The sequence below is a fragment of the Paenisporosarcina sp. TG-14 genome (assembly GCF_000297555.1).
GTDB lineage: Bacteria > Bacillota > Bacilli > Bacillales_A > Planococcaceae > Paenisporosarcina > Paenisporosarcina antarctica.
On the sequence record NZ_AMGD01000007.1, the window covers coordinates 44,995 to 61,869 of the forward strand.

Consider the following 16,875-nt stretch of genomic DNA (forward strand, 5'->3'; position numbering starts at 1 on the left):
TCCTAATTTTAATTACTCATAAGTTGAGTTATGTTTTTTGCTGCACCTTCGTCTGTAATTAATACCGTTTGGCGAGGTGCATGTTTTAAATAAGACAGAATGGCGGAAGCTTTAGAAGCTCCACCCGCCACCGCAAGTAAATGTCGAGCTTGTTTAAGTTGCTTTAATTGAATCCCAACTGTTCGAATGCGGTGAACCGCTTTACCTTGTTCGTTAAAGTAATAACCAAAGGCTTCTCCAACAGCTTGCATCTGAGAAATTGTATCTAGTTCTTGTTGACTCGAGTTTCGACGTCGTGCCATTTCTTTAGCGTCGCCTATACCGTGTATGACGATGTTCGTATTATCATATAAATCCATCATTTCCTTTATTACAGGTTCTTTAATCATTGTCTTGTATGCTTTTTCACTTAAATGATCTGGTAAGTAAAGGGTTCGAGAAGTCCCACTTGCTTGTAGGGCGAATGCTGATGCTATATGATTCGCTTGTAATTCTACGTTTTCCCCAATTCCTCCACGTGCTGCTACAAACACTAAATTTTTAGGTTTGTTATGCACAGATAAATGATCCGTAATAGCGGCAATTGTACTACCGCCCGTAACAGCGACAGTATCTTGATCTTGTGATAACAGCTCCAGTTGCTTTGCTGCTTCCTGACCAATTAACGACTTTGCATAGCTTTCTATTTCACTGTCACCTGGAACGATGATTACTTGAGCTAACTTAAAAGTCTGTTCCAATTGTCTTTCCATCTCACCTAATCCAGATAATTCATGAACTAACACTTTTAAAGTGTGTAATACATCATTGCCTTCTTGTGTAATTTCCATCCCATTTGCCAACACATGAATTAACCCTTGTGCTCGCAATATATCTGATTCTCTTCTAGTCTCGCGTTCAGTTGCTTGGACAATTTGTCCTAATGCTCTACGTCCAATCCCAGCAGACAATTGAATTGTCATTAATAATCGATATCTCTTTTGTAGAAGTGCCGTCATTTCAGGTAACAATTTTTGTTGTGCTCCTAGTAATTGATCCATTGCATTCTCCTTCTAAATAAGTAGTTGGACGTTTTTTGTCCCACTCAATTAATTATCGTCCCACTTCTACTATTAATATACTCTAATTTTTTAAAAAGTGCAAATAAAAAAGACGTTTAGGAATTAAACGCCTCTAACAATGTCGGATAGTCAATTCGTCCTTCTTGAATTACTTCTCCCTTATACTCAATAACAGGAATACGAAGTACATATTTTTCATGTATTTCATCATTTTCTTCAATATTAATTTCTTCAATATCTAGATAAACATCTTCTTTTACAAGTTGCAGCATCATCCAGGCTTCTATGCATAATAAGCAGTTGGGGCGAGAATAGAATCTTATTTCCATCATGAATCCTTCCTTTCAAATCGTTTTCGTTTTGAAGAACTTACTATTAAAAGTTGTTTTCTATATTTCGTAATCACACGTCTTGATAAATGAATTCGTTCTTTCGTTAGCATATCAACAATTTTTTGATCTGATAGAGGCTTGTCCTTTTCTTCATGGTCAATAAAAGATTGAATGCGTGCTTTAACATGAGTAGCCGATACGTCTTCAGTAGAAGGTTGTGAGAAAAATGACTTTAATGATACAACCCCGGTTTGCGTTTGAAGATATTTCTCTCGTACAGCACGACTCACAGTTGACTCGTGTAATTCTAACAGTTCTGCTACATCCGTCATCGTCATCGGAACTAGGAATTGTGTACCATGTATGAAATAGTTTTGTTGTCTATGGACAATTTCTTGTATGATTCTTTGCAAAGTTGATTTACGCCACTGTAGTTGACCGTCAATATTACTTATTTCTTTTGATTTCTGCTTCATATAAGTCATGACATCAGCGTCTATCTGTGATGGCAATGTTTTCATATAAGATTTATCAATATGGACTTTTGGGAAAGCATGTCCATAAAAAATAATATTTAGCTCTTCTTCTTCAACTAGCACACAGGCATCTGGTTGAATGTAGGCAGCCTTATGTTCTGTAATTAGTTGTAAAGGAGATGTTGAGAACTCGGATAATGTATCAGCAACTTGTTGAATTTCTTCTAATGAAATATGCATCTTTTTCGCAAGCTCTTTCCACTTTCTATTAATTAGTAAATCAAAATGATTTTTTACAATATCAATTGTTTGCTTAGACATTTCATGATATGTTGCTTGCAAAATAAGAGCGTGTTGCTTTGAAAATGCCCCTATCCCAATCGGCTCAAACTGTTGAATGATATCGATAGCTTCTTTAATTAAAGATTCCGGCTTGTTTGTCCATTTCCCATACTCTGCTAGGCTATCAATTAAAAAGCCATCTTCATTTAAATCGTCCAAGAGCCACTTAACTAATTGAGTGAGTTCGTCAGTTAGTTGAAAGTCGATTAATTGTGAATATAGTATGTCTTTATAAGAAGTTTGGTCAGGTATTTGCAGAACCATTTCTGGAGATATCAGTGTAGGACCTTTTGAACGTATTTTTAACCAAGGGTTCTCTTGTTGTTTATCTCTTAGAAAACTATCCAACTCATAAGTAGAAAAATTCAGGATTTCGAGTGATTGTCGCAACGATTGTGTCATTGCTAATTTTTGTGTTTGAAATTGTCTTTGACTTAGGCGTTGTTCCATACTAAACCACTCCTTTATTTTATTATACGAGAGACTGTTATAAAGAAAAGAGTGAACGACACTATTATTAACTTAATAGCGCAATTAATGACCATAAAGATAGGACAATTTTTTGTGCAATCCAAAGATTTCTAAATAAAAATAGAGCATTGAACAAAATTCACTTCTACTGAGAGGAAACTTTCGTTTCTAAAAATGGAAATTTTGACTTCACATTAATCGAATTAACGAGAGTTCACATCAAAGAAATTTTTAGCATGTTAGTCTCCATATATATACTTTTCTTATATTTTTAAAAAGCGAGTGGCTAGGTAGCCACTCGCTCCAATACACCTAAAATTTTCGTCCTGCCCCTCCACCGCCAGAAGATCCGCCGCCCCCACCACGGAAACCACCACCGCCGATTCCTCCTCCAAATGAACCTGGTCCCATCATCGGAAATCCTCCACGTCTTCCACGAGATCCAGTTCCCATGCCACCGCCTCCACGATTTTTAAAAATCGTGTATAGCACTAGTACAATTATGATGACAATGATAAACGATAGAGAACTACCGCCTTCATCAGCCTTAGCAGTTTCGACCGCTTCTCCATCCCAACCAAATTCGATTGCTATTTCTTGGTAAAAGACTTTCATTGTATTTAGAATCGCTTGATCTTCTTGATTATTCTTCATGTAAGGGACTGTATACTCATCTAAAATTCGTCCTACTTTTCCATCTGGTAAAGCCCCTTCTAGACCATAGCCGACTTCCACCCACAATTCCCTTGTATCCATGTCAATGACTAGCAAGACACCGTTATTTTTCTCTGCATCACCTAATTGATATTCACGAAATGCTTGGTTCGCAAAACTTTGAATGTCTGCACCATCTAGTGAATTGACTGTTAATACAGCGATTTGGGCACTAGTTGCATCATCTAAGCGAGCTGCTATTTTATTAAGCTCTGCTTTTTGTTCAGCATTTAGCAGTCCGGCAAAGTCTTGTGTATAAATGTCACCAACGGCTTTTGGGATTGTTGCAGCCTGAATCATTGGCGCATACGTCAACAGAAAAAATAGCGCCGTCCCTACGAAGAGCGCAGCTTTTTTCATCAATCGTCAGCTCCTCCGAAATCAATTTTTGGTGCATCTTGTGCCGCTGCATCTGCTTTAAAGTATTCTTTTTCATCAAATCCAAAAATTCCAGCTAGCATGATTCCTGGGAAACGTTTTACTTTGCGGTTAAAATCAGCTACTACATTATTATAATCTTGGCGTGCTACTGATAAACGATTTTCTGTCCCTGCTAGTTCATCCATTAATTGTCGGAAATTAACATCAGACTTAAGATCGGGATAATTTTCTACAACCACTAATAATCTGCTTAATGCACCTGATAATTCATCATTCGCTGTTGCTTGATCTTCAGGAGAACCAGCTCCAGCTAAACGAGCACGAGCTTCAGTTACACTATCAATCACTTCTTTTTCTTGATCCGCAAATCCTTTTACGCTTTCTACTAAATTTGGAATCAAATCAAGTCGCCTTTGTAATTGATTTTCTACTTGAGCGTATGCTTGATCCACATTTTCTTCACCATTTACAAATCCGTTATAACTAGGAATTAACATAAGAGCTAATACGACAATCAAAAGTACTACAATCATAATTGGACCTAAAGTCTTTTTCATATTTTTCACCTCTTGGTTAGTTTAGTAAAGTATCTACCTTATTATGAGAAATTAAAACTTAATTAAAAAAAGCTACAATGACTTTAAAAGTCACTGTAGCTTAATTATATTATTTTTTTAATTCACTACGAGAAATTATATGATCAACTAAGCCATATTCTTTCGCACGTTCAGCTGTCATAAAGTTATCACGTTCTGTGTCTTTTGCAATTACTTCAATCGTTTGACCTGTACGCTCAGCCAAAATTCCGTTTAACTTGTCACGTAAAAATAAAATACGTTTTGCAGCAATGTCAATTTCCGTTGCTTGCCCTTGAGCTCCACCTAGTGGTTGGTGAATCATGACTTCAGCATTTGGTAACGAATAACGTTTGCCTTTGGTTCCAGCTGCTAGTAAGAAAGCACCCATTGATGCAGCCATTCCGATACAGATTGTTTGTACATCTGGTCTAATAAATTGCATTGTGTCAAAAATCGCCATACCCGCTGTGATACTACCACCTGGGCTGTTAATGTAAATTGAAATGTCTTTTTCTGGATCATCTGCTTCTAGGAAAAGTAATTGGGCAACAATAGAGTTTGCAACATTGTCATCAATACCACTTCCTAGCATAATTACTCGGTCTTTAAGTAAACGTGAGTAAATGTCATAAGCACGTTCTCCACGGCTTGTTTGTTCAATTACTGTAGGAATTAAGTTCATCGAAATTGCCTCCTTTAAACATAAATTAATTTTCTTACATACTGAGTCTCTTAAGCTGTTCTCAGTTGTTACCTTATCATATACAAGTTGGTCAAGAAAGGTCAATTATTATGCACAGAAAAGGACAGTTGAATTTTGTTTCTTAACTTTGTATAATAGTAGAGTCGCCTGCCCTCGTGGTGCAACGGATAGCACATGAGCCTCCGAAGCTTAAAATGTGAGTTCGATTCTCGCCGAGGGCGTCATTTAAGTTAGAGAAAAAAACCTACGATTTTAATCGAAGGTTTTTTTCTATTCTTCTTTTTGAATCATTGCAGTTAATCCAGCTACCGCTAGTTGCTCATCAGATCCTTCAGCACTGATTGTTACTGAAGTTCCTTTACTAATTGCTAAGCTCATAATACCCATAATACTTTTTGCATTCACTTTTTTCTCACCTTTTTGTAAATACACATCTGCTTGAAAACGATTTGCTTCTTGCACAAAAAGAGCAGCCTGTCGTGCCTGCAATCCAGATTTCAATGCTACTTGTACTTGTTTTTCCGCCATTCGTTCATGCCTCCCTAAACTCTTTTTGTTCATGTATGGTGTATATGTTAGACTATTCAGACTATATCCACAACTATCGATTGCATTAAGAAAAAGCCGCACCACCGCGAAGTCCATCAGCTATTTCATCAAGTTTACGCAACCGATGATTAATACCTGATTTACTAATGGTTCCTGTAGAAACCATCTCTCCAAGCTCCTTTAATGTCACATCTTGATATTCGACACGCAAACGAGCAATTTCCCTTAGTTTCTCTGGTAGTTGATCTATACCAATTGCGTTATCTATATACCGTATATTTTCCACTTGGCGAATTGCTGCTCCAATGGTTTTGTTTAAATTTGCAGTTTCACAGTTTACAAGTCGATTCACACTATTTCTCAAATCACGGATAATTCGTACGTCTTCAAATTTCAACAGCGCGTGATGTGCCCCAGTAATACTAAAGAAATCCGAGATTTTCTCCGCTTCTTTCAAATATGTTACAAATCCTTTTTTACGTTCGATTGTTTTAGCATTTAGTTTGAAACCATTCATTAAGTCTACGAGTGCTTCACTATGGTCTTTATATACTGAATATACTTCTAAATGATAAGCAGATGTTTCAGGATTATTGACTGATCCACCAGCTAAAAATGCACCTCGCAAATAGGCACGCTTACAACAATTCTTTTTAACCAGTTCAGCAGAAATCGTGTGATTAATCTGAAAATCTTCTGAGATAATTTTTAAATCTTCTAGTAATGCTTTTGAGCCATCGCGCACTCGACATATATACACATTATTCTTCTTTAATCGCATCTTTTTACGTACCAATAATTCTACACGGTAGGGATACAACTCTTTCATTAAGGTATATAAGCGCCTTGCAATTGCAGCATTTTCAGTTTGAACGTCTAAACTTAAACTACGATTAGCAAATGAAAGCGCACCATTCATGCGAATTAGTGCAGATAACTCTGCTTTCGCACAACAAGGTATTATGTCAGCTTGCGTCAGTTCTTTTTTAGTTTCAGATGCAAACGACATAAGTGTTCCCCCTTTCGAGCGAAAGAGTTAGAAAAGTGATTGCTTAATGGCATTTTCTCTATCTTCCGCGTATTGGACTAGCCATTCAGCAACTTTGGTTGCTTCATGTCTTATGGCTCCATCCTGAATGGTCGCTATATCTTTTTTGACCACTGTTATTCCTAATTCATTTAATAGGGATTCATCATAACTAACCGGCTTGGCTAATTCTTGTTCGTATACTTTTTGTATGGACAACGGCACTTGATCTGTATTTAGCAAAATCGTTTGTATAAAAGGTTCTCCCATATGTAAGGTAAGCGCGCGAACATGATCTGCCGCCGTGTAATCAAGAGTTTCTCCAGCTTGTGTCATTAAATTACAAATGTATATGTTGGGAGCTTTTGATTGAAGAATAGCTTTTTTAATACCCTGTACTAATAAATTAGGTAAAATACTAGTATATAAACTTCCTGGACCAATTACGAGTAAATCAGCTTTCCGAATGGCTTTAATAGTATCTGCAAGCGGTTCCACATCTGTTGGCGTTAAAAATACACGAAGAATTCGTTGGTTGTAAGTAGGGATTTTTGATTCCCCCGTTACAATTGTTCCATCTTCGAGTTCAGCATGAAGTGTAATTGTCTGATTTGCAGCTGGTAATATCGTCCCATGAACATTTAATACACGACTCATTTCACGAATTGCATGTGAAAAGTCACCTGTAATATCTGTTAACGCCGTCAACATTAGATTACCAAGGGAATGTCCACCTAAGTCTTCAGATTGACTGAAACGATACTGGAACATTTCTTCTACTAGAGGTTCCACATCTGATAATGCAGCCATTACTTTTCGAATATCTCCTGGAGGAGGAATATCGTAATCGTCTCGAAGTCTACCTGAGCTTCCTCCGTCATCTGCAACTGTTACAATTGCAGTAATGTCTAAAGGAAACTTCTTTAATCCCCGAAGTAACGTGGATAAACCCGTTCCCCCACCGATTATGACTATTCTTTTACGGCGTTTGGGACGTGCCATTCCATCAATCCTTCCTATGTGTAATATCGCGATGCGTAATTACAGTTTGATAATCTTTTTGATACAACTCTGCAAAGTATTCCGTAAGGGTTACTGAGCGATGTTGTCCACCTGTACAACCAAATGCGATAACCAGTTGGCGTTTACCTTCTCGTTTATATTGAGGAATCATATAAGTAAGTAAATCTGTTAATTTTTCAATTAATACTTGAGTTTCAGGTTTATTTAATACATAACCTGATACATCAGAATCTAAGCCTGATTTCGGTCGTAAATCTTCTATATAGTAAGGGTTTGGTAAGAATCGCACATCAAAAACTAAATCAGCATCTATAGGCATACCATGTTTGTACCCAAATGACATAATATTTAAGGTAAATGTATAGTTTCCTTTTGATGAAAACTCTCCTTGAATTTTTTCACGAAGCTCTTTCGGTTTTAAAGTAGAAGTGTTGTAAATGAAATTTGATCTTCCTTTCAACTCCGAAAGCAATAAACGTTCTTTTGCAATGCCTTCTAGTGGCAAACCTGCAGGTGCAAGTGGATGTGAGCGACGTGTTTCTTTGTAGCGTCTGACAAGTGTTTCATCGTCTGCTTCTAAAAACAAAATCTTCGGAGTCACCACACTCCCTTTCGCCATTTCATCTAGAGCACCAATTAAAGAATCAAAAAAATCTCCGCCGCGCATATCCATAACAGTGGCAATACGGTTCATGTCTTTACCTGATTCTTTCATTAACTTTAAAAAAGTCAATAACAGTGCAGGTGGTAAGTTATCGATACAGAAAAATCCGAGATCTTCGAAACTTTGAATGGCTACTGTTTTCCCAGCGCCAGACATGCCGGTAATAATGACAAATTCTGAATCTTGAGTTGATTGTAATTCCATCAATGTTCCTCTCCTTCATATGACACTTGAATATCTTCTTTGATTAATTCAAAATCTGTTGTATACACAAATGTTCCATACTGAACTCCTTTGCCAGAAACAGCAAATTGTAAATTTGTACGATCTCCTTCAGCCATTGGTAAATGAGCTAAGTCTTCCACAGGATGCCATTCCAGGATACCCTCTTTAGTGATTTCAAAAGGAATTCCTTCTAAATCATATGAAACAAATGTAAATAACATCCATTCACTTTCGACTTGTTGCTCATCACGTGTAACCATAGTGTACACACCTTTTAAATGGGGATTTACTGGTGTTGTATTTGTTTCTTCTTTAAACTCTCTTATTGCTGAATTGTAGATAGACTCTCCGGCTTCCATTTTCCCACCAGGTGCGACATACCAATTTCTGCGTGGTTTCTTTAATAAAAGTACTTGATTATCTTTTAAAACAATTAAATTTGCTATACGTTGCACATTCGACACTCCACATCCAAGTAAACTCACTAATTCTATTATACAACTTTGATGGAGTGCATATCAAAAAGTATGCAAAAATAAAAGCGAAGAGCGACGCTTTAGTTCAGCACTTTTGGGTCGAACCCTTAAATGCTAGCTTTATTCTCCTCCATGGAGGACCCACCTATAATGGGTAACCAAATCTAATCTGACTTGGATGTTTGGGAGTTGAGCGACACGCGAACTAGATACACAAAAAAGAGGCTACTCCGTCGATTTCAATCGAGAAGCAGCCTGACAAAATGTTGCTATAAAAAGGGGGGTCAATTTACTATCTTTAATATACACTTTAATTGTTGCGATAGTATTACAGCTGGATTAAAGAATGATTAAAAATTAAGATTTCACATTTATTTTTTCATGTAACTCTTCAATGTAATGCTGCGCAGCTTGAGCAGCAATACTGCCATCACCCGTTGCTGTGACAATTTGTCTTAATGTTTTTTCTCGCACATCTCCTGCAGCAAAAATACCTGGAATGCTTGTTTCCATTTGATCGTTAGTTAAGATATAGCCATTTTCATTTAAGATACCTAAGTTTGAAAAGGGTTTTGTTAGTGGAAGCATACCAATATATATAAATACTCCGTCCGCTTTAAATTCATGTTCAGAATCATCAACAGTTGAAGCCAATGTGACGCTTCCCACTTTTCCTTTTTCATCGTTAATTTCTTTTACGGTATGATTCCAAATGAAATCAATTTTTTCATTTGCAAATGCACGGTCTTGTAGAATTTTTTGGGCACGTAACTCTTCACGACGGTGAACAATTGTCACTTTGCTTGCAAAACGAGTTAAATACACACCCTCTTCAACAGCAGAGTCTCCTCCGCCAACAACGACTAATTCTTTATTTCTAAAGAAAGCCCCATCACAGACTGCACAATAGCTTACTCCGCGTCCCCCGAGTTCTGTTTCGCCTGGAATACCCATTTTTTTATATTCAGCACCTGGTGTTAATATAACGGCACGCGCTTTATATTCTTTTCCTCCAGCTTTTATTGTTTTAAAAGCTTCGCCATCAATAATCTCTTTTACATCTCCATAAGCATACTCTGCGCCAAATTTCTTCGCATGGTCAAACATTTTGGTAGAAAGTTCTGGCCCTAAAATATGTTCAAAACCAGGATAATTCTCAACCTCTTCAGTATTTGCCATTTGGCCACCTGGAATTCCTCGCTCAATCATTAAAGTCGATAAGTTTCCACGTGATGTATATACAGCCGCTGTCATACCAGCAGGTCCTGCGCCAATAATCACAACATCATAAATTTTTTCTTCACTCATTAATAAACCTCCTAAACCATAGTCCGCTCACAAATCTTATAAGATTTATAGTAGTGATTCAACTTTTTTGCTTATGTTTTAAGTTTACATGACTAAAGTCTCATTTATAAAATTCTTTCAGTCATGAAAACTCTAAGATGATTTTAGTTATCATGAGATTCCTAATAATAAAGTCTCGGCATTTACTAAATACTGAAGGAAGGTAAATTTACAAACACCCTACTTTAAGTTTGATTGTTCATAAAAGAAAAAAATGCCCTCACAGCATGACTGAAGTCATGAATGTGCGGACATTAATTATCAAATAGTGGTAAGTATTGAGTAAGTTCATTTATATATTTGGTCAAAGTTGGCGTTGTAATTCCATAATGTTCAGCAAACGCCTTTTTCGTAATTCCTTGAGTTCGCGATGACTGGAACATATAATCAGCTGCCGCCGCTAAAGCTTTTGGATTTTTAAATTCATAGCCTTTATCAATTGCACGTTCAATCAAAACAAACCACATTTGAAACAAAAACGACCCGTCAATTGTCACAGGATGATTATCCATATACAAAATCTCCGTCGCTTCAAGTGCACGTTTAAAAGAACGTTCAGTCGGTTGATTCGTTTTGAATCCATTTCCTAAAGCATGACCTAATAACCATTTTTCCATAATAGAATAAGTTTCAAGATTTACCCATTCTGGATGAGCCATTATTTCTTGATGATGAGCAGTTTTACCAAGTAAAAACAAACCAAACATACGCTCACTACGATACGCATTTTCGAGTTTTTCTACTATAAAATCACGATTATGCTCCATCCCTTTTAAAGAATCCCCTTCTTGTTGACCAGCCCAAGGTTCAAGTCCTTCTTTTTCGGGATCAATGTGAATCAATTGCTTCCAATAATGACGCGCTTCATTTTCATGACCCGAAAAATAAGCTGAATGTGATAACCAAAAATAAAATCCTGGATCACCTTCATACCCTCGTTTTTGAAGTGAACGTAACCATTTATATGCATCGTCATAGCGACCCACTAAAGCAAAAGTTGCACCAAGTTTGTATCGATGTTCCAACATATACGGTTGGATTTTGCTCAGCAAATTTAACAAATGACTGAGCTCCTGCTCATTTTTATCGTAATAGTGGACAACCGCTAAGTTACACAATGCATGTAAATTACCTGTGTTATCTTCTAATACTTTATGTAGTAAAGTTTTCGCTTGATCGACTTTACCTACATAAAAATAAGCTAATGCTAAGTTATTATAAGCCGCCCAAAATTCCGGGTTTTCTTCAATTAACTTTTCCAAGACTTCAATAGCTTGATCAAAGTTACCTTTTTCCATCATACGTCTGGCTTTTTCTTGAATAGTTAAGATTTCACTTCCAAAATTATCTTCTTCAAACAAAGACCAATCTCCTTGTTCTGAAAAATCAATGATTTCCAACGCTTCTTCAGCATAGACGCCAGTCATATCCAATTCAACATACTTTTTTGCAAACTTGCGGGCATCTGAAAGAAAGCCTATATGAGCATTGACTTCTGCTAAGAAAAAAATGATTTCTGTTTCAGTAGGGTCAATACTATGTGCATTTTGCAATAAATCAAGTGCATGGTCGTAACTTTCATTCTCCATTTCCACAATAGCGTATTGCATTAGAATATGCGGATCATCTGGACTGAGCTCCGATGCACGTTTTAAATATTTATGGGCCTTTTCAAACTTCTCTCGATTTAAAGCTTGTAATGCTTTTTGATAATAATATTCGCCGGTTGGAATAAACGAGACGATGTTTTCTTTCCCTGGTTTTATGTGTTTTTTTTCCAATTGATGCCTCCGAAAAAATAAAAAGGAACACACTAGGTTCCTTTTCAGTATTTCTCTATTATATCACAGAAATTTATGATTTACTCTCATGTCGTTTTTGTAATACTTCTAATACATCGTACAAATTCACTTTTTGTTCTTGTAACAGTACTAATAAATGATACAGTAAATCAGCCGCTTCCCATTGTAATTCTTCTGCGTCACGATTTTTTGCAGCAATGACCACTTCTGTCGCTTCTTCTCCTATTTTTTTGCCAATTTTATCTACGCCTTTTTCAAATAAATACGTAGTATATGCCCCTTCAGGCATTGATTTTTCGCGATCCTGAATAACCTGAACTAAGTTAGCTAATATCCCAAAGCTTCCAACCGCTTGACCTGGAGCAACGATGACTTTATGAAAACAACTGACTTCACCAGTATGACAAGCCGGTCCTTTAGGAAGCACTTCAACTACTAATGCATCTTCATCACAATCTGCTCTTATTGCAACGACTTGTTGCGTGTTTCCACTCGTCGCACCTTTATTCCATAACTCTTGTCTTGAACGACTATAAAACCAAGTTTCTTTTGTTTCAATTGTTTTTTCAAGTGACTCTCGGTTCATATACGCGACCGTAAGCACTTCTTTCGTTTGTGCGTTTTGAACAACCACTGGTATCAGTCCACGTTCATCAAACTGTATAGATTCTATTTGGTATTTTGTCATCTAACTGACACTCCCTTTTCTCGCAAGATACTTTTCACTTCTTTTACGCTTGTTTCTTTGTAATGAAAAATAGAAGCTGCAAGTGCCGCGTCTACATCGACTTCTGTAAAAACATCATAAAAGTGTTGCGCATTACCTGCTCCGCCGCTTGCAATTACAGGAACGTTGACAGCATCTCTAACAGCTTTCGTTAAAGCTAAATCAAAACCACTTTTTTCACCATCTTGATTCATTGAAGTTAGGAGTATCTCGCCTGCTCCTAAACGTGTTGCTTCTTTCGCCCAATTAACAGCTGTCCACTGCGTTACACGGCGACCACCATGCGTATAAACCATCCATGTGTCATCTACTTCTGACCATTTAGCGTCAATTGCGACTACTATACATTGTGAACCGAAAAATGCTGCACCTTCTGCAATTAATTCAGGGCGCTCTATTGCTGATGTATTTACTGAAACTTTATCCGCGCCTGCACGCAACATGTTTTTCATATCATCAAGTGTACGGATTCCCCCTCCAACTGTGAAAGGAATGGCTAATTCGGATGCAGATTGACGTACCATATCGACCATCGTTTCTTTGCCTTCATGTGAAGCAGAAATGTCTAAAAAAACCAACTCATCTGCCCCTTGTTCGTCGTAAAACTTTGCAAGTTCTACTGGATCTCCAGCATCACGTAACGATACAAATTGAACACCTTTTACAACACGACCTTCTTTCACATCTAAACAAGGAATGATACGTTTTGTTAACATGAAGTCACCTCATTTAATGCTTCAGGTAAAGAGAATCGGTTTTCATAAAGTGCTTTGCCTATAATGACGCCACCAATTGTTGACTGAGCACCTGCTTGTACTACTCTTTTAATATCTGCAAGTGAGCTAATTCCACCAGAAACAATTACTTCAGCTCCTGTCGCTTCAGCAAGGGTTTCATTCGCAGCTATATTAGGTCCTGTTAATGTACCATCTGTCGCAATATCCGTAAAAATCAAGACTTCTGCACCATGGTTTGCAAAATACTGTCCAACTTCAATCGCCGACTTCGTTGACGTTTCTAACCAACCATGAGTCGCAACCATTCCATCTTTTGCATCAAGCCCTATAACAATTCGCGCTCCACCAAATTTCTTAATTAATGACACTGCTAACTCTGGTTGGGAAATAGCTAAGCTTCCTATAATTACTCGAGTGACTCCATTATCCAGATAATGCTTTACATCTTCTTCTGTACGAATCCCGCCACCTATTTGAACATTCACACCTAACTCTGTTGCAGCTCGAATGACATCCTTATCATGAATGCGTTTGCCATCTTTCGCTCCATCTAAATCAACCATATGTATCCACTTTGCACCTTGGTTTGCAAAGGATTTGGCCATTTCAAAAGGAGAGTCTGCATAGATGGTTTCTTGATTGTAATCACCTTTAAACAAGCGAACACACTTGCCTCCACGCATATCAATTGCTGGATATATGTCAATCGATGTCATGTTTGATCTCTCCTCTTTTGAACTTGCTTAACCCATTTAGCTAATAAGTATTTACCAAACGGTCCCGATTTTTCTGGATGAAACTGCATGCCCGTGGAATTATCTTTTTGAACGAGACCAGGTACGAATTGACCAGCATATGTACTACTTGCGACTACTTCATTTTGTCGCGTATTTTGAGCCAAATAGGAGTGCACGAAGTACACATGTGTTGAATCTTCTTTATCTAGACCATCTAACCATTCAGGTTGATGTGTAAAAGACAGAGGATTCCAGCCCATATGAGGAATTCGCACTCGTTGTTGTAGTGAGTCAAGTTCATCAAATTTTTGAATATTGCCTGTGAAAATGCCTAAACCTTTTGTTAAGCCATTTTCATTACTGTCTTCATATAAAAGTTGCATGCCTAAACAAATGCCTAGTAATGGTTTATTCGTTTTTGCAAGTTGCTTAATATAGTCATCCAAACCTAATTCACTTAATTGACTCATGGCATCAGGAAATGCCCCTACACCCGGTAAAAGATATCCATCCATTTGATTTAATTTGTTTATATCTGACGTAATGAATACTTCACATTCAAGTCGGAGTAAAGCCTGTTCGACACTATATAAATTACCCATCCCATAATCAATTACACCAATCTTCATGTTAATAACCCTTTCGTAGACGGTACTCCTTTGACACGTGGATCGATTGTGACCGCTTCATCCAATGCTCTTGCCAATGCTTTGAAAATCGCTTCAATCATGTGATGTGTATTGTGACCGTAGTGAACAATGACATGCACATTCATACGTGCTTCGAGTGCAAACTTCCATAAAAACTCATGGACAAGTTCTGTATCGAATGTCCCTACTTTTTCATTGGGAAAAGTAGCTCTAAATTCAAGGTGAGGTCGGTTCGAACAATCGATAATTACTTGAGCTAACGCATCATCCATAGGTACAAAAGCATTGCCGTAACGACGAATCCCTTTTTTATCCCCTAGTGATTCTTGTACTACTTGTCCTAAAACAATACCTATATCTTCAGTTGTATGGTGATCATCTATATGTGTATCCCCAGACGCTTGAATGGTCGCGTTAAAGAGTCCATGTTTTACAAATAAATCAAGCATATGGTCCATAAAAGGAACGCCTGTATCAATCGTTGCTTTACCTTCTCCATCTAATTGAAATGTAACATTCACTTGTGTTTCATTGGTTATTCGAATTATGGTTGCTTCACGTGTCATGATTGGTCCATCTCCTTTGTCCATCCTCTTGATTCTACAGCTCGTGCATGACCTTCTAAACCTTCCATCCTTGCAAGACGCGCAATTTTAGGTGCGTGCTCAAGCCAAGTCTCTTTTGTATAATAAATCACGCTTGTCTTCTTAATAAAATCATCAACCGATAATGGACTCGAAAATCGTGCTGTACTATTTGTCGGTAATACGTGGTTCGTTCCAGCAAAGTAGTCCCCAATAGGCTCTGAACTGTATCTACCTATAAAAATCGCTCCTGCATGACGAATTTTATGTGCAATATCATGTGGATTATTTGCAATGATTTCTAAATGCTCGGGTGCTAACTTATTAACTGCTTCAATAATATCGTCGATTGTTTCTGCTACATAGATTTTACCGAACTTTTCAACAGCTGCCCGAGCAATCTTTTCGCGTGGTAGCGTAATTAGTTGTTTTTCAACTTCGTGAGCGACTTCATGCGCAAAGAAGTCGCTTGTGGTTAGTAATATTGGGCAAGCCATTGGATCATGTTCGGCTTGAGATAATAAATCTGCAGCTACTTCGTCGGCATATGCTGTTTCATCAGCAATTATTGCAATTTCACTAGGACCTGCAATCATATCAATTGCGACTACTCCAAAGACTTCTCGTTTTGCTAGTGCCACAAAAACATTCCCTGGACCGGTTATCTTGTCCACAGATTCAATTGATTCTGTGCCATATGCCAAAGCAGCAATTGCTTGAGCCCCGCCTATTTTATAAATCTCTTCAATGCCTAAAATTGATGCAGCTACCAATACTGCATCAGGAAGTGCACCTTGATCGTTTGGAGGAGAGACAATCACAATTCGTTCCACACCGGCCACTTGAGCTGGGATAACATTCATTAATAGCGAAGAAGGGTAGGCAGCTGAACCACCGGGAACGTATAGTCCCACAGCATCGAGTGGATTCACTCGTTGACCGATAAACGATCCGTTTTTTACATCTACCTCATATGACGATCGTTTTTGTTTCTCATGAAAAACACGAATATTATGAGCAGCTTCTTCTAAATCCTTTTTAAGTTGTGGATCGAAGTTATCTTTTGCATTCTCAATTTCTGCTTTTGAAATACGGAAATTATGTAATGTAACATGATCCCATTTCTCGCTGTATTCCTTGATAGCATTATCACCACGATTTTTCACATCAGCTAAAACCAATCTCACTGTATTTAATTGTTCTGCATTGCCCATCTCTAATGATCGTTTTAATGAAATATCTTTTGATAAAGAAACGATTTGCACGGTA

Annotated in this window: 19 protein-coding genes and 1 tRNA gene; 1 reads left to right on the forward strand and 19 read right to left on the reverse strand. The window is 37.6% G+C overall.

From position 1 onward, the window contains the following. Positions 1-8: 8 nt before the first annotated feature. The 6 genes from C406_RS0103290 to clpP form a co-directional block, all read right to left on the reverse strand. Positions 9-1,040, reverse strand: coding sequence for a sugar-binding transcriptional regulator (locus C406_RS0103290; protein WP_017379164.1), 1,032 nt, complete (start codon positions 1,038-1,040; stop codon positions 9-11). A 116-nt stretch (positions 1,041-1,156) separates the two neighbouring features. Further along, positions 1,157-1,390 carry a glutaredoxin family protein gene (locus tag C406_RS0103295; protein WP_017379165.1) on the reverse strand — a complete coding sequence of 78 codons (234 nt, stop codon included), beginning with the start codon at positions 1,388-1,390 and terminating at the stop codon, positions 1,157-1,159. Continuing rightward, positions 1,390-2,661, reverse strand: coding sequence for an RNA polymerase factor sigma-54 (gene rpoN, locus C406_RS0103300; protein ID WP_017379166.1), 1,272 nt, complete (start codon positions 2,659-2,661; stop codon positions 1,390-1,392). The genes C406_RS0103295 and rpoN overlap by 1 nt, the downstream gene beginning before the upstream one ends. A gap of 333 nt (positions 2,662-2,994) precedes the next feature. Beyond that, the gene (locus tag C406_RS0103305; protein ID WP_017379167.1) at positions 2,995-3,756 is read right to left on the reverse strand and encodes a TPM domain-containing protein; all 762 of its coding nucleotides are present in this window, start codon (positions 3,754-3,756) and stop codon (positions 2,995-2,997) included. After that, positions 3,756-4,334, reverse strand: a complete 579-nt coding sequence (locus tag C406_RS0103310; RefSeq protein ID WP_017379168.1) for a LemA family protein — start codon at positions 4,332-4,334, stop codon at positions 3,756-3,758. The genes C406_RS0103305 and C406_RS0103310 overlap by 1 nt, the downstream gene beginning before the upstream one ends. 109 nt (positions 4,335-4,443) lie before the next feature. Next, positions 4,444-5,037, reverse strand: a complete 594-nt coding sequence (gene clpP, locus C406_RS0103315) for an ATP-dependent Clp endopeptidase proteolytic subunit ClpP (RefSeq protein WP_017379169.1) — start codon at positions 5,035-5,037, stop codon at positions 4,444-4,446. A 170-nt stretch (positions 5,038-5,207) separates the two neighbouring features. Between clpP and C406_RS0103320 the strand changes: the two genes are divergently transcribed. Continuing rightward, a tRNA-Arg gene (locus tag C406_RS0103320) sits at positions 5,208-5,279 on the forward strand. A gap of 49 nt (positions 5,280-5,328) precedes the next feature. On the opposite strand, the gene C406_RS0103325 is transcribed toward C406_RS0103320, so the two are convergent. The 13 genes from C406_RS0103325 to hisD form a co-directional block, all read right to left on the reverse strand. Further along, positions 5,329-5,586, reverse strand: a complete 258-nt coding sequence (locus C406_RS0103325; protein ID WP_017379170.1) for an HPr family phosphocarrier protein — start codon at positions 5,584-5,586, stop codon at positions 5,329-5,331. Positions 5,587-5,671: 85 nt separating this feature from the next. Beyond that, the gene (gene whiA, locus C406_RS0103330) at positions 5,672-6,616 is read right to left on the reverse strand and encodes a DNA-binding protein WhiA (RefSeq protein WP_017379171.1); all 945 of its coding nucleotides are present in this window, start codon (positions 6,614-6,616) and stop codon (positions 5,672-5,674) included. A gap of 27 nt (positions 6,617-6,643) precedes the next feature. Continuing rightward, positions 6,644-7,636 (reverse strand): gluconeogenesis factor YvcK family protein, encoded by a 993-nt coding sequence (locus C406_RS0103335; protein WP_017379172.1) that lies wholly within the window; start codon positions 7,634-7,636, stop codon positions 6,644-6,646. A 4-nt stretch (positions 7,637-7,640) separates the two neighbouring features. Then, entirely contained in the window at positions 7,641-8,525 is an 885-nt protein-coding gene (rapZ, locus tag C406_RS0103340) for an RNase adapter RapZ (RefSeq protein WP_017379173.1), read from the reverse strand. After that, entirely contained in the window at positions 8,525-9,001 is a 477-nt protein-coding gene (locus tag C406_RS0103345) for an NUDIX hydrolase (RefSeq protein ID WP_017379174.1), read from the reverse strand. Before C406_RS0103345 ends, rapZ begins: the two co-directional genes overlap by 1 nt. Positions 9,002-9,379: 378 nt before the next feature. Beyond that, on the reverse strand, positions 9,380-10,330 hold the full coding sequence (gene trxB / locus C406_RS0103350) for a thioredoxin-disulfide reductase (RefSeq protein ID WP_017379175.1): 951 nt from the start codon (positions 10,328-10,330) through the stop codon (positions 9,380-9,382). Between the two features lie 293 nt (positions 10,331-10,623). After that, positions 10,624-12,150: a tetratricopeptide repeat protein gene (locus tag C406_RS0103355; RefSeq protein WP_017379176.1), complete on the reverse strand. Its 1,527-nt coding sequence runs from the start codon at positions 12,148-12,150 to the stop codon at positions 10,624-10,626. A gap of 73 nt (positions 12,151-12,223) precedes the next feature. Beyond that, entirely contained in the window at positions 12,224-12,859 is a 636-nt protein-coding gene (hisIE, locus tag C406_RS0103360) for a bifunctional phosphoribosyl-AMP cyclohydrolase/phosphoribosyl-ATP diphosphatase HisIE (protein WP_017379177.1), read from the reverse strand. Beyond that, positions 12,856-13,614 carry an imidazole glycerol phosphate synthase subunit HisF gene (gene hisF / locus C406_RS0103365; RefSeq protein WP_017379178.1) on the reverse strand — a complete coding sequence of 253 codons (759 nt, stop codon included), beginning with the start codon at positions 13,612-13,614 and terminating at the stop codon, positions 12,856-12,858. Before hisF ends, hisIE begins: the two co-directional genes overlap by 4 nt. Then, positions 13,608-14,351, reverse strand: a complete 744-nt coding sequence (gene hisA, locus C406_RS0103370; RefSeq protein ID WP_017379179.1) for a 1-(5-phosphoribosyl)-5-[(5-phosphoribosylamino)methylideneamino]imidazole-4-carboxamide isomerase — start codon at positions 14,349-14,351, stop codon at positions 13,608-13,610. The genes hisF and hisA overlap by 7 nt, the downstream gene beginning before the upstream one ends. Beyond that, positions 14,348-15,001 (reverse strand): imidazole glycerol phosphate synthase subunit HisH, encoded by a 654-nt coding sequence (hisH, locus tag C406_RS0103375; protein ID WP_017379180.1) that lies wholly within the window; start codon positions 14,999-15,001, stop codon positions 14,348-14,350. The genes hisA and hisH overlap by 4 nt, the downstream gene beginning before the upstream one ends. After that, positions 14,998-15,588, reverse strand: coding sequence for an imidazoleglycerol-phosphate dehydratase HisB (gene hisB, locus C406_RS0103380; protein WP_017379181.1), 591 nt, complete (start codon positions 15,586-15,588; stop codon positions 14,998-15,000). Before hisB ends, hisH begins: the two co-directional genes overlap by 4 nt. Then, positions 15,585-16,871: a histidinol dehydrogenase gene (hisD, locus tag C406_RS0103385; protein ID WP_017379182.1), complete on the reverse strand. Its 1,287-nt coding sequence runs from the start codon at positions 16,869-16,871 to the stop codon at positions 15,585-15,587. The genes hisB and hisD overlap by 4 nt, the downstream gene beginning before the upstream one ends. Positions 16,872-16,875 lie beyond the last annotated feature (4 nt).